The sequence below is a fragment of the Amycolatopsis thermophila genome (genome assembly GCF_030814215.1).
Taxonomy (GTDB): domain Bacteria; phylum Actinomycetota; class Actinomycetes; order Mycobacteriales; family Pseudonocardiaceae; genus Amycolatopsis_E; species Amycolatopsis_E thermophila.
Window position 1 is genome coordinate 4,569,666 of the sequence record NZ_JAUSUT010000001.1, and the last position, 12,920, is coordinate 4,582,585.

Sequence of the window (12,920 nt, forward strand, 5' to 3'; positions counted from 1 at the left end):
GATCACCGGCGCAGGTCGTCCAGCAGCCTGCGGGTGCTGGACGCGGGTCTGGTGCCGAGCTGGCCGAGCGCCTGCTCGCAACCGCGGTACGTCGCGATCACCCGGTCGGTGTCACCGAGGGCGTCGGCTACCCGCATCTTCAGGCGCCACATCGATTCCCGGAAGGGGTCCTCGGTCAGCACCTCCTCGGCCAGGGTGTTCGCCCGGGAGAAATCGCCCGTCGCGAAGGCCAGCTCCGCGGCTTCGCACCGGGTGTCGACGCACAGCACCGCCAGCTGTTCCCGCCGGTGCTCGACCCACGGCGACGACAGGTCCGGCAGGTATTCGCCACTGGCGATGGACAGCGCCGAGGACAAGGTCGCCAAGCGGTCCGCGCCGCGCAGGTCGGCCGCTTGCGAGATCAGACACTGCAGCCGGCCGGAATCGCTGCCCACCACGACGTGCTCGCTCAGCCGGATGAGGCCGCCCTCGGCGCGCACGGAATCCTCCGGTAGCACTTCGCGGAGTTTGCGCAGCGCCTGCCTGAGGTAGGCACCCGTCGAATCGTCGTGCCGCCCGGCGAAGAGGGCGTCGACGAGTTCCTCCTTCGTGGCTTCGCGCTGACGGCGAGCGGCGAGGTAGGCCAGCAGTTCGTAGCTCTTCTTGATCCGGGGCCGTACTTCACGCCCGTTGACGTGGATCGCCACCCGGCCGAATTCGGTCAGCCGGATCGTCGGCGCGAGCGGGCCCGCCAAAGCCACCCCACGGGACATCAGGGCCCGGCCCAGTTCGTGCCAGGGCGAGTCGGCGTCCGGTTCGGCGTCGAGACGCCGCGACAGCACGAGCGGAAAGCTGGTCAGGGCCTCGAGCAACAGGTGGTTCGAGCCCTGTCGCTCCGCCGCGGCGAGGGCCAGGTCGCTCGCGCGGTCGGATCGTTCTTCGTCGCCGGTGCGCCATTCCGCCTCGGCCAGGTAGATCGCCGCGGCGGGGAGCGAGAGGATGCGATGCCCGCGCTGCATGCTCGACACGGCCTCACGCAGGCACTCCGTCGCCGCCCGGTCGTCCCCGTCGAGCAGCTGGGCCAGGCCCAGCCAGGTCGCGGCCTGCTCGGCCACGAACGCGTAGTCGCGTCCCACCGGGTGGCTGCGCACCCGTTCCAGCGCCGCCCGGGCGCTGGTGGTGTCCCGGTTGAACCGCAGTTCGAGCGCGGCCTCCTCGACGTAGCTCAGCAGCTCCAGCATCACCGATCCGCTCGCGCGCAGCCGTTCCCGTCCCTTGAGCAGGGCCCGCCAGGCCTGGTCCGGTTCGCCCAGCCGGCGCAGGAGCTCGACGCTGAACAGCGAGTACAACCACACCCCTGGGTCGCGCTCGGCGCAGATCGCCCGGTACAGGGTCGCCGCCTCGTCCACGTGACCCATCGCGAGGAGCGCGCCCAGGCGCCAGGATTCCGTCGCCTTGACGGCCCACGGAAGCGACGGCGGGTCGAGCAGCCGGGGGAAGTTGCCGTGGTAGTAGTGCACGCGCATGGTCAGCGCGTCGAGCGGCCCGCCGCTGAGCGCGCCACCGGCCCGCGGCTGCGGGACGTCGTCGAGCAGGGTCATGCAGTACCGCATGGCGTCGAGGTCGGCGCCGGCCCGGCCGGCGGCGAGGACGGCGCGGATGTCCTCGAGCCGTCCCGCGTGCAGATAGCACCAGGCCATCATGGCGGCGAGCTTGCTCGAGGACCCGGCGACCTCGTCGCGGCGGCCCGCCCGGGCGAGCCGGTCGGCGATCCGGACACCCAGGCGGTAGTTCTCGTCGGAGATGGCCAGCATCAACTCCGCTCCGGTGAGACGGACGTGCTCGTCGTCCCGTACCGGTGCCAGCCGGTCCAGCCAGTGTTTCGCGACCGGGAAGTCCGCGCGTTCCATGACGGTGTCGATGACCTGCTCGGCCACGGCGGCCGCCGCGCGGAGCTCCCCGGCCTGCAGGTACTCCTCGACGGCTTCCTCCAGGTGCTTTTCGCCGGCCAGCAACCGGGCGTGCGCCGCGTGCCGGGCCCGCTGGGTCTCCGCGTCCAGACGCTCCAGGCGGGCCAGGAGGTATTCGCGGAACCGCGGGTGGCAGCGCAGCGCGAGGCCGTCCCACGCGGCCGGCAAGCGCTTGTGCCGCAGGCGGTGCATCCGCGCGGCGGCGTCGGTTACGCCGAGCGCCTCCGCCCGGGCCGGCGTGACCTCGTCGAGCAACGCGGTCTCGACCAGGAAGTCCCGTTCCTCCGCGGACAGCTGGGCGAGGATGTGCGTGGCCAGGTAGCCGTGCAGCGGATCCGCCTCGCCACCGAGGCCGCTGGCGTGATCGGCGGAGCGCCACGCCTCGAACAGCACTCCGGTCACCCAGCCGCCGGTCACGGCGACGGCTTGCTCGGGGTCGACGTCGGGGAAGTCGGCGCGCGACAGCGCGACCGCCGCTTCTTCCGCGGTGAAGGCGAGATCCTGCTCGCCGAGCACCGGGAGCCAGGCGACCCGGCTGATTCCGTCCCGGACGAAAGCCAGTTCCTGACGGCTGATGAGCACGACTCGCGCGCCGGCGGGCGCGTACTCGAGGAAGGCCTCGACGACGGCCAGCGACGCGGGCACCCTCGCCAGGCATTCCATGTTGTCCAGGACCAGCAGCAACTCCCGGTCGCCGATCGCTTCGGCCAGCATCCCGGCGACCTCGGTGTGCGCGAGGCCCGCGGCGAGCGCCTTCCTGATCAGTCCCGCAACACTCGGCACGTGAACCGCGAGCGCGGCCTCGAGGTAGGTGAGCAGCCGCCCGGTCGCGGCCTCCGTCGTGTCCACCGACAACCAGCAGAGGGGCAGGCCGAGCCCGCGTACGGTCTGGGCGACCGCGGTCGTCTTCCCCGCACCCGCCGTGGCGTACACGCAGACGACACGGTTGTGCCGGATCAGGCGGGTGAGTTGCTCCTCCAGCCGCGGACGTGGCACCGCCGAGGCGGGAACCGGTGACGGCATGATCTTGCGGCGGATGATCCGCGAGGTCGCCGGCACAGGACCACCGGCGGCTTCCGGCGGGCGGGCATCGGGAAGGTCATGAGCCGCCATGGCCACCATCCAACGCTTCGGAACCGGGACTGGGAAGTACACGATCGCGCCTGCCGGGCGGCCCGGAGGTCCGGGACCGCCCGGCAAGCGTGCGTCAGGCGTGCGCCGCGGCCCGAGCCGGGAACGGCAGGGCCTGAGCGGCCAGCACCTTCAGGCCGGCCTGGAAGTTCAGGCCGTAGCGTCCCTGCAGTTCCACCATGAACAGCGCGTTCTGCTCGAGCACCCGCGAGTTGCGCAGGGCGCCCGCGTCGATCGGGCGCAGCCCGCTCGATTCCACCAGTTCGGCCACCCGCGCCTTGGCCTCGTCGGAGTCGGAGGCGAGGAAGACGTCCACGACCGTGCGGTCGAAGGCGTCGTCGGCGAGCACCGGCGCGAACGTGGTGTTGAACGCCTTGACCACGTGCGCCCCCGGGATCCGGCGCTGGATCTCCTCCCCGGCGCTGGTGTCGTAGTCGGTGATCAGCCCGTCGAACGTCTCGTTGAACGGGTTGGCGATGTCCACCACGACCTTGCCGCGCAGCAGGTCGCTCAGTTCCACGGCGATGCGCGTCGACTGGGAGTACCAGGTCGCCAGTACCACGACGTCGCAGCCGCTCGCGACGGCGTCCTTCGTCGCGGCGGCCTCGATCGTCCCGGGCCCCTGGCCGCCCAGTTCCTGGGCCAGCGCGCGGCCCTTCTCCTGGCTGGATCCGGCGACGAAGACCTGGTGCCCGCCGTGGATCAGCCGCCGGGCGATGACCCGGCCCATGTTGCCGGTGCCGATGATGCCGACCTTCATGATTGTTCCTTTCTTCCGAAGCCGTGGCAGGGAAAGACGCATGGCGCTCAGGTGTGGGCAGGTGCGCCCTCGACGGGCTGCCACCGCGGCCAGGCATCGCCGGTCCAGCCGTCCAGGTCGTACTCGCTCATGCACTGGTCGACCATCGCGCGCAGCCGGTCGTTGTCGCCCAGCGCTTCCCCGGTGAAGTAGGTCTCGACGCGGTTGCCCTCGTAGCTGCCGGAGAAGTTGCGCTCGTGCACCTCGGCTCGCCCGGCGAACTCCGTCGCGAACTCGTCCCAGACCAGCCGGACCAGCTTGACCCGCTCCTCGGCCGAGAGGGTGGCCGACTTCCAGTAGCGGTCGAGCCAATGCCGGATCGCCGGGTTCTTGAAGTCCTGCGCGGAGGAGGGGATCTGGATGAACCCGCCGGCCATCAGGTTGTGGAACACGGTGCGGACCTTGGTGAAGATGTCGCCGTAGCAGTTGCGCCACTGCAGCGCGTACCGGATGTTCGGGTGCACGTACGGCTCGCCGCTGGGCACCGGGTCCGGTTCCGCGGCCATCGCGCCGACGAGCGCCCACAACTGGTGGCGCAGTCCCAGAACCTCGCCGATCGAGGCCTGCACCCCGCGGAAGGCGGAGATCTGGTTCATGTCGGTGACCTTCAGCAGCAGCCCGCACAGGAAGTCGAGCTTGACCGCCGTGCGGGTGCAGGCGTGGAAGCAGAACCGGGCGGCGAAGTCCCGCGGGAACAACCCGTTGACGACCTCGGGGTTGCGGTAGGCGGTGACGTTCTCCCACGGGATCAGCACGTCGTCGAGGATGATCGAGTAGTCGGTCTCGTCGAACCGGCTGGACAGCGGGTAGTCGAAGGGCGTCCCGACCTTCTTCGCGAGGTACTCGTAGGAGTACCGGCCGATCAGCTTCACGCCGGGGGCGTCGAAGGGTACGAAGAACCCGAGTGCGAAGTCCTTGTCGTCCGCGCCGAGACCGGCCGCCGGGATGTACTGGCTGACGTAGGTCACGTGGCTGAAGGCAGCGCCGGTGGAGATCATCCGCGCGCCGCGCACCACGATGCCGTCGTCGCGTTCCTTGACCACGTGCATGTAGGTGTCCCGCTGCTGCGCGATCGGCTTCATCCGGTCACCGGCCGGGTTCAGCAGGCTCAGGTTGACGAACATGACGTCGTCGGTGACCTTTTCGTACCACCGGCGGACGTTGCCGGCGAACTCCCCGTAGAAGTCGGCGTCGGCCGCCAGCCCGGCGACCAGCGCGGCCTTGTAGTCGGGCCCGCGGGACAGGCTGCCGTAGCTCATCCGCGCCCACTCGGCGATCGCGTTCCGCGCTTCGAACAGGTCCTGCGACGAGGTGGGGATCTTGTAGAACTTGTGCGAGCGCGTACCGCGTTCGGTCTCGAACGTCAGGACGTCCCGCTTCGCGGGGTCGTGCAGCGAGTCGTACATCCGCGCGACGGAGTGCGCCGCGTTGGTGAAGGCGGGGTGCCTGGTGACGTCGTCGACGCGCTTGCCGTCGAGGTAGAAGACGCGGCCGTCCCGCAGGCTCTCCAGGTACTGCGCGCCGGTGGGCGGTTCTTTCGCCAGGCGGGGTGGTGCGAGGTCCCGTGAGACTTCCGGCCGGTCGGCGATGGCTGTCATCGGCTCTCTCCTTCTCCTGGTGGTGGCGCTCCCGAACCGGCGGGCGGCCGGGGTGCCGGAAAGAGTGCGATGGTGACGTGAACCACACCGAAATCCGCGGCGGCTGTGCGACGGCGCCGTCAGCGTGCGTAGTTCGCATCCAGCGCCGGGCGCGCCGGCTCCCAGCCGATCTTGCCGGCGTCCCAGCCCTCGGCCAGGGGAACCCACCAGAAGAAGGTGACCTTGCGTTCGGCGAACAGCCACCTCCCGTCCTGCCGCACCAGTGAATCGGTGTACCGGCCGGCCGCGACGTGCGCCTCGCCCTCGACCACGCAGGGTTGGTACAACCAGGTTTCCCCGGAGGCGACGTCACCGTCCACAGTGACCGTCTCATTGGCACTGAAGTGCCACCAGGCGGTGAGCGGTCCGCGCTGCAGCCCCGCGAAGAACGTCCGCAGCTCGGCGCGCCCGCTGGCGGTGGACAGGCCGACGAACCGGCCCTCCTCGGTGAACAGATCGGCCAACTGGTCCCAGCGCCCGTCATCCAGGTACTGGCAGTACCTCGCGCGCAGCTGACCGATCTCGTGGACGTCTTCCAGCCGCCTGATCCGCGCCTCGAGGTCGGTCATGCAGCGCCTCCTCGTTGAGTACGAACGATCGTTCTCAGCGTAGGCCCGCGCTCCGGGCCCGGGCAAGGTCAGCCGTCGAGGCGGGTTTCCAGCAGGGCGAGCGCGTACCGGGCGTGCTGCTCGGCGAGGGCCTCCTTGGACAGCTGCCCCTCCGGGTGGTACCAGGTGGAGATCGCCGAGCACATCGAGACGATGTTGCGCGCCGCGCCGTCGGGGTAGGGCGTGGGGAACCGGTTCCCGGCCACGCCGTCGGCGATGATCTCACCGAAGATGGCCTGGGTGCTGTCCCGCGCGCGCACGACCCGTTCCCGGTGCTCGCCGTGCAGGTAGCGGATCTCGCTGATGGCGACGAGTGCGGCCGTCTGGTGGTCGACGACGAACCCCACGTAGGCCTTGACGGCCTCCCGCAGCCGGTCGGCCGGGTCGTCCCCGGCGTCCCGGACCGCGGTGCTCGTGCGGTGGAGCAACTCGTCGTTGGCGCGCCGCAGCAGTTCGGCCAGCAGGTGCGATTTCGACGGGAAGTAGTTGTAGAGGTTGGACAGGCTGGTTCCGGCGCCGGCGGCGACATCACGCATCGAGGCGCCGTTGAAGCCCTTCTCCCCGAACGCCGCCAAGGCGGCGTTGAGGATCGCCGCCCTGGTGCCCCCACTCGACTCGCTGATCAGACCGGCGACGGGAGAACGACTGTTCATCCGGCGAGATTACCCGAGGGGAAGTCCGCATTCCGCGCGCGAGGTGCGCAGGTGGGGAGACGAAACCCGGCCGGGTGCCGGAGCTGTTCCCACGCGCAGCCGCCTCGGCGCACACGCCCGGCCGGGGCCGGGCCTTGACGGTGCCCGGGTCGGCTGCTTCACTACCTGAACGGTCGTTCGTTCTCACCCGGCCGTGTGGACGATCAACGAGGAGGTCCCCGGTGTCTACCGACCGTGACGTGTCCCCGCCGCCCCGATCCGGCGCGGCTCACGGTGGTCCGGTCGTCGACGAGCGCAGGATGCGCAACCTCGCATTCGCCTCGATCGCGTCGACCGTGCTCGAGTGGTTCGACTTCCTGGTCTACTCGACCGCCGCGGCCCTGGTGTTCGGTCCGTTGTTCTTCCCGGCACTGGGCGGGGTGCAGGGCACGCTCGCTTCGTTCGCGACGCTCGCGGTCGGGTTCGTCTCCCGGCCGCTCGGCGGCGTGCTCGCCGGGCACATCGGCGACCGGTACGGGCGCAAGGTCCCGCTGGTCGGCTCGATGGTGCTGATGGGCGTCGCGACCTTCGTGGTGGGCCTGCTGCCGACGTACGCCGCCATCGGGATGTGGGCGCCGATCCTGCTCGTCGTCGCCCGCATCGTCCAGGGGCTCGGCGTGGGCGCGCAGTGGGGCGGCGCGGCGATGCTGCTGGTCGAGCACGCGCCGCTGGCCAAACGGGGATTCTACGGGTCGCTGGTCAACACCGGCACGATCCTGGGCGCGGTCCTGGGCAACGGCTTCTTCCTGGTTCTCACCGCGCTGGTGCCGGCGGGGTCGTTCGAGGCGTGGGGCTGGCGGATCCCGTTCCTGTCGGGGCTGCTCCTGGTGTTCGTCGGGATCTACGTCCAGCTCAAGATCGAGGAGAGCCCGGTGTTCAACGAACTCCGCCGGTCCTCCTCCGCCGCGGCGCGCCGGGCCGGTGTGCGCAAGGCCCCGGTCGGCCAGGCGATCCGCTTGTACTGGCGGCAGATCCTGCAGGCGGTCTGCGCGTTCTTCGTGGTCAACGGAACCTTCTACATCTTCATCTCGGGAATCCTGGACTACGGGACGAAAACGCTCGGCCTGGACCGCACGCCGATGCTGCTCGTGGTGATGCTCGCGGGGCTCACGCAGGTGGTGACCATCCCGGTGTTCGGCGCGTTGTCCGACCGGGTCGGGCGCAAGCGGATCTACCTCGCGGGCGCGGTGGCCATGGCCGTCGCCGCCTTCCCGATGTTCTGGCTCATCGACACCGGCAGCCTGCTGTGGCTCGGGGTCGCGCTGGTCGCCGGGTTCACGATCCACGCGGCGATGTACGGGTGCCAGACCGCGATGTACGCGGAGATGTTCCCGGCCGACGTCCGCCTTTCCGGCGCGTCACTGGGTTTCCAGATCGCGTCGGTGCTCGCGGGCGGTCTGGCGCCGATGATCACGACCGCACTGGTGGCCACGTTCGGCGGGTCGTCGGCGGTGTCGGTGTACATCATCGCGATGGCCGCGGTGACCGTCCTCGGCGTGAGCACCATCCGGGAGCGGTTCCGGCGCGACCTCTACGAGGTGTCCGGCGACCGGGAAGCACGTGCGGCGTGAACGGTGGAGGTGGCGTGTACTTCGAGGAATTCCGGGTGGGCCGGCGGTTCACGGCGGGACCACGAGTGGTGACCGAGGAGGACCTGGTGCGGTTCACCGCGCTCAGCGGCGACGATCATCCGCTGCACACCAGCGCCGGATACGCCCGGTCCACGTCGTTCGGCGAGCCGGTCCTGCAGGGCTCCTTCGGTGCCGCGGTCGCGGCCGGGCTGTGGACCCGGCTCGGCCTGGTCGCCGAGTCGATCGTGGCCGCCGTGGGGGAGAGCTGGACCTACCACCACCCGATCAAGGTGGGCGACGAGCTCTCCCTCGCGGTGACGATCGTCCGCCTGCAGGACAGCCGCGGGGGCGGTAAGGGACTGGTGACCCGGTACAACGAACTGCTCGACGGCGACGGGACCGTGCTCCAGTCCGGCACGGCCACCGCGCTGGTGCGGGCCGGCGACGGCGGGGCCCGGCCGACCAACCGGGACGTGGGCACCGTGGCCTGGGGGAAAGCGCTTGCCGACACCCTCACCGCGAACCCGGCGTTCACGTCCGCGGTCGCGTCCTGGGACGGCACCATCGGCCTGCGCGGCGGCGAGCACGAAGTCCACCTGCGCGTCTACCGGGGGCGGATCATCGACGTGACCCGGCGGTCACCGCACGGCGCCACGTTCACCTTCGGCGCGAGCGACAAGACCTGGGCGGACCTGCTCACCGCGGAGGAGGGCCGGTTCGGCACCCGGCTGATGACCGGGGAGTTCGCCTCCACCGGTGACCCGTACGAGTACCTGCGGCTGACCAAGGCACTGGAGATCATCGTGGACGCCGCCCGGGAACTCGCCGCGAGGAGCGAGGACAGCGAGGTGCCCGCGTGAACGTCACCGCCCACCACCTGACCCTGGACGGCCGCATCGGGTTCGTGCAGGACGCCGCACCGCGGGAGCCGAACGGAACCACGGTGGTGCTGGTCCACACGGCGGGGCAGAGCGGCGTGCAGTGGCGGCACGCGCTCCGGCCGTTGACCGACCTGGGATACCGGCTGATCGTGCCCGACCTGCCCGGCCACGGCCACTCCGAACCCCCGGCCGCCGGTGCGATCCGGGACCTGCGCGACTACGCGGACTGGCTCGTCCGGCTGCTGGACGTCCTGGCGGTGCCGCGGCCGGTCGTGGTCGGCTGCTCGATCGGCGGCAAGATCGCGCAGGACCTCGCCGCCCGGCACGGAGCCCGGTTCGCCGCGGCGGTGTCGATGTGCGCCGAGTCGGGACCCGGACGGGCGCAGCTGCACGCGCTGGAACGGGAGCTGGAGGACAGCGCCGCCGCCTCGCGCGCCGACCGCACCCACCTGGGCACCCGCGCCGTGGTGGGCCGGCGGGTGGACCGCGATCGCGCCGAACTCATCGCGCGCATGCACTGCCGCGAAGACCCGCTGGTGTCCACCAGCGACCTCATCGGCTGGGGCACCCACGACGTGCGGCCGTTGCTGGCCGGCATCCCGTGCCCGGTCACGTTCGTCGCCGGCGAGGACGACCTCTGGGTGGACCCGCGATCGGTGGCCGACTCCGCCCGCCGGGTGCCCAACGGCCGGTTCGTCCTCCTGCCCGGGTACGGGCACTACCCGATGGAGGAGATGGACGACTTCGCGAAGGTCCTCGACGCTTGGCTGGCTGAGATGAAGGAGGGACGACAGTGACCGCGACACCGCGTCTGCTCGACGTCTTCGCCGGTCTGACCGCGGCCGACCCCGACGCCGTCGTGCTGTACGACGCCCACGCCGGCCAGGCCCCGGCCCGCCCGGTCACCCGCCGGCAGCTGCGCGACCTGGCCGCAGGCATGGCCGAGGACCTGCGCGCCCACGGCGTCGGGACGGGCGACTGCGTGGCCGTGTGGCTGCCCAACTGGTCCCACACCGTCGCCGTGCAGTTCGCCGCCCTGGCCGTGGGCGCCCACGTCATCGGGATCAACACCCGGTACAACGTCGACGAGGTGGCGCACGTGCTGCGCATGGCCCGGCCGCGGGCGGTGGTCGCCGCCCACGGCTTCCTGAACCTCGACCTGCGCGCGATCCTGCACGCCGCGCACGAAGCGGCCGCGACCGCGGCGCCGGTGTGCCTGGTGACGACCGCGCCGGGAACGCCTGGCGCCGCACCGGAGGAGGTGGCGAGCTACGACGTGGGCGGTGGGGCCTCGGCGTTTCCCCGCGCGAGCGGCGGCGGCGAGCTGCGGCCGTGCCCGGAGCCGGGACTCGCCACGGCGTTCACCACTTCGGGATCGACCGGGCACCCGAAGCTGGCCGCCCACCGCGAACTCGGCCTGGGCGAGCACCTCCTGGCCGCCGCCGGGCGGATCGGGCTCGGACCCGGGCACGTCGTGCTCGGCGCGCTCCCGCTGTCCGGGGTCTTCGGGTTCGTCGCGGCGATGGCCGCCGTCGTGTCCGGCGCCGCCGTGGTGCTGGAGCCGGTGTTCGACGCCGGCGGGGTCCTCACCGACGTGGTGCGCCACCGGGTGACCCACGTGATCGGCGCCGACGACCTGATCGGCCGCCTCGAGCGGGCCTGGCGGGACCATCCCGTGCCACTGCCGTGGCAGTGGATCGGGATCGCCGACTTCGAGGGTCGGTCCCGGCAGCTCGCGGAGTGGGCGGAGCGGGAGTTCGGCACGACCGTCGCCGGCGTGTACGGCTCGTCGGAGCTGTTCGCGCTCACCGCGTTCTGGCCCCGGCACTACGCACCCGAGCTGCGCTGGACCGGTGGCGGCCAGGTGGTCACGGACTCGATCGAGGTGCGGGTCGCCGATCCCGCCACCGAGGAGGTCGTGCCGGACGGGGCCGAGGGCGAGATGCAGTTCCGCGGCCCCAACGTGGTCGACGCCTACCTCGGCGATCCCGCCGTCGCCGGTGAGGTGTTCACCCGGGACGGCTGGTTCCGCAGCGGCGACCTCGGGCGGCTGGTGGCTCCGGGGACCGTGCAGTACCTCTGCCGGATCGGTGACGTCCTGCGGCTGCGGGGATTCCTGGTCGACCCGTCCGAGATCGAGGCCCGGCTGGCGGCGCACCCGGGGGTGGCGATGACGAAGGTCGTCGGCGTACCCGGGCGCGGCGGGGGCACGATCGCGGTCGCGTTCGTCGTGCCCTACGGGCCGACACCGCCGGCCGAGGACGAGCTCCGACAGTGGTGCGCCCAGACCCTGGCGAAGTTCAAGGTGCCGTCCCGGATTCGCCTGATCGACGAGATGCCCACGACGTCGGGCACGAACGGAACCAAGATCCGAGCCGCCGCGCTGCGCGAGCTGGCTCTTGCGGAGGGAATCTGAACCATGGACGACGTCGTGATCTGCCACCCGCTGCGCACCCCGGTGGGCCGGTACGGCGGTGCCTTCCGGACCTTGTCGGCGACCGAGCTCGCCGCGCACACCCTGCGGCAGCTGATCGAGCGAACCGGCCTGCCCGCCGACCGGGTCGAGGACGTGCGGCTGGGCCAGTGCTACCCGAGCGGTGAGAGCCCGGCGATCGGCCGCGTTGCCGCGCTGGACGCCGGCCTGCCGGTGACCGTGCCCGGCGCCCAGATCGACCGCCGCTGCGGATCCGGTCTGCAGGCCGTCATCGACGCCACCATGAGCGTCGCCACCGGGGCAGCCGGGCTGGTCATCGCCGGGGGCGCCGAGTCGATGAGCAACGTCGAGTTCTACACCGACCAGATCCGCTGGGGCGTCAAGGGCGACGGGCCCCGGTTGCACGACAGGCTCGCGCGGGCCCGGGTGACCGCCGGTGGAAAAGACCACCCGGTGCCGGGCGGCATGCTCGAGACGGCCGAGAACCTGCGGCGCGAGTACTCGATCTCGCGGCAGGAACAGGACGAATGGGCGTTGCGCTCCCACGAACGCGCGGTGAAAGCCGCCGCCGAAGGCCGCTTCGCGGAGGAGATCGTGCCGGTCACCGTGCCCGGCCGTCGCGGCGCGCCGGCCACCGTCGTCGACACCGATGAGCACCCGCGGCCCGACGTCTCGCTCGACGCGCTGGGCACCCTGCGGCCGGTCATGCTCGCCAGTGACCCGGAGGCGACCGTCACCGCGGGCAACGCCAGCGGCCAGAACGACGGCGCGGCGGCCTGCATCGTCACCACCCGCGACACCGCCGGCGAGCTGGGCCTGACGCCGATCCTCCGCCTGGTCAGCTGGGCCGTGGCCGGGGTTCCGCCGCGCACCATGGGGATCGGGCCGGTGCCCGCCGTCGCCAAGGCACTGGACCGCGCCGGTCTCACGCTTTCGGACATCGACCTGCTGGAGGTCAACGAGGCCTTCGCCGCCCAGGTCATCGCCTGCTTCCGGGAATGGGATCTCACCGATCGCGACCTCGAGCGGGTCAACGTCAGCGGATCGGGCATCTCGCTCGGCCACCCGGTCGGCGCCACCGGGGCGCGGATCCTGGCCACGCTGGCCTACGAAATGCGCCGGCGCGGGGCGCGCTACGGCCTGGAGACGATGTGCATCGGCGGCGGGCAGGGTCTGGCCGCCGTCCTGGAGCTGGTCGAGTGACCACTGCGCTGCGCG

Annotated in this window: 10 protein-coding genes; 5 read left to right on the forward strand and 5 right to left on the reverse strand. The window is 71.5% G+C overall.

Annotated features, from left to right (window positions below):
- Positions 1 to 2: 2 nt before the first annotated feature.
- From FB470_RS22365 to FB470_RS22385, 5 genes are all read right to left on the reverse strand, one after another.
- Positions 3 to 3,008, reverse strand: a complete 3,006-nt coding sequence (locus FB470_RS22365) for a BTAD domain-containing putative transcriptional regulator (RefSeq protein WP_306994470.1) — start codon at positions 3,006 to 3,008, stop codon at positions 3 to 5.
- 148 nt (positions 3,009 to 3,156) lie between these two features.
- Positions 3,157 to 3,840, reverse strand: coding sequence for an NADPH-dependent F420 reductase (locus tag FB470_RS22370; RefSeq protein WP_306994472.1), 684 nt, complete (start codon positions 3,838 to 3,840; stop codon positions 3,157 to 3,159).
- A 47-nt stretch (positions 3,841 to 3,887) separates the two neighbouring features.
- Complete coding sequence (locus FB470_RS22375; protein WP_306994473.1) at positions 3,888 to 5,477, reverse strand: 4-hydroxyphenylacetate 3-hydroxylase family protein; 1,590 nt, start codon at positions 5,475 to 5,477, stop codon at positions 3,888 to 3,890.
- 119 nt (positions 5,478 to 5,596) lie between these two features.
- Positions 5,597 to 6,085: a nuclear transport factor 2 family protein gene (locus FB470_RS22380; protein ID WP_306994475.1), complete on the reverse strand. Its 489-nt coding sequence runs from the start codon at positions 6,083 to 6,085 to the stop codon at positions 5,597 to 5,599.
- A gap of 68 nt (positions 6,086 to 6,153) precedes the next feature.
- Positions 6,154 to 6,777, reverse strand: coding sequence for a TetR/AcrR family transcriptional regulator (locus tag FB470_RS22385; protein ID WP_306994478.1), 624 nt, complete (start codon positions 6,775 to 6,777; stop codon positions 6,154 to 6,156).
- Positions 6,778 to 6,998: 221 nt separating this feature from the next.
- Between FB470_RS22385 and FB470_RS22390 the strand changes: the two genes are divergently transcribed.
- The 5 genes from FB470_RS22390 to FB470_RS22410 are packed head-to-tail and all read left to right on the forward strand — an operon-like array spanning position 6,999 to position 12,905.
- Positions 6,999 to 8,387 carry an MFS transporter gene (locus FB470_RS22390; protein WP_306994480.1) on the forward strand — a complete coding sequence of 463 codons (1,389 nt, stop codon included), beginning with the start codon at positions 6,999 to 7,001 and terminating at the stop codon, positions 8,385 to 8,387.
- A gap of 14 nt (positions 8,388 to 8,401) precedes the next feature.
- Complete coding sequence (locus tag FB470_RS22395) at positions 8,402 to 9,247, forward strand: MaoC/PaaZ C-terminal domain-containing protein (RefSeq protein WP_306994482.1); 846 nt, start codon at positions 8,402 to 8,404, stop codon at positions 9,245 to 9,247.
- Positions 9,244 to 10,065, forward strand: coding sequence for an alpha/beta fold hydrolase (locus FB470_RS22400; protein ID WP_306994484.1), 822 nt, complete (start codon positions 9,244 to 9,246; stop codon positions 10,063 to 10,065). Before FB470_RS22395 ends, FB470_RS22400 begins: the two co-directional genes overlap by 4 nt.
- Positions 10,062 to 11,684 carry an AMP-binding protein gene (locus FB470_RS22405; RefSeq protein WP_306994486.1) on the forward strand — a complete coding sequence of 541 codons (1,623 nt, stop codon included), beginning with the start codon at positions 10,062 to 10,064 and terminating at the stop codon, positions 11,682 to 11,684. The genes FB470_RS22400 and FB470_RS22405 overlap by 4 nt, the downstream gene beginning before the upstream one ends.
- 3 nt (positions 11,685 to 11,687) lie before the next feature.
- Positions 11,688 to 12,905 (forward strand): acetyl-CoA C-acetyltransferase, encoded by a 1,218-nt coding sequence (locus FB470_RS22410; protein ID WP_306994489.1) that lies wholly within the window; start codon positions 11,688 to 11,690, stop codon positions 12,903 to 12,905.
- Positions 12,906 to 12,920: the final 15 nt, after the last annotated feature.

Excerpts from the sequence above, each read along its gene's own strand:
- FB470_RS22370 (WP_306994472.1), bottom strand. The coding sequence starts at position 3,840 with ATGAAGGTCGGCATCATCGGCACCGGCAACATGGGCCGGGTCATCGCC.
- FB470_RS22410 (WP_306994489.1), top strand. The coding sequence starts at position 11,688 with ATGGACGACGTCGTGATCTGCCACCCGCTGCGCACCCCGGTGGGCCGG.
- FB470_RS22380 (WP_306994475.1), bottom strand. The coding sequence starts at position 6,085 with ATGACCGACCTCGAGGCGCGGATCAGGCGGCTGGAAGACGTCCACGAG.
- FB470_RS22375 (WP_306994473.1), bottom strand. The coding sequence starts at position 5,477 with ATGACAGCCATCGCCGACCGGCCGGAAGTCTCACGGGACCTCGCACCA.
- FB470_RS22385 (WP_306994478.1), bottom strand. The coding sequence starts at position 6,777 with ATGAACAGTCGTTCTCCCGTCGCCGGTCTGATCAGCGAGTCGAGTGGG.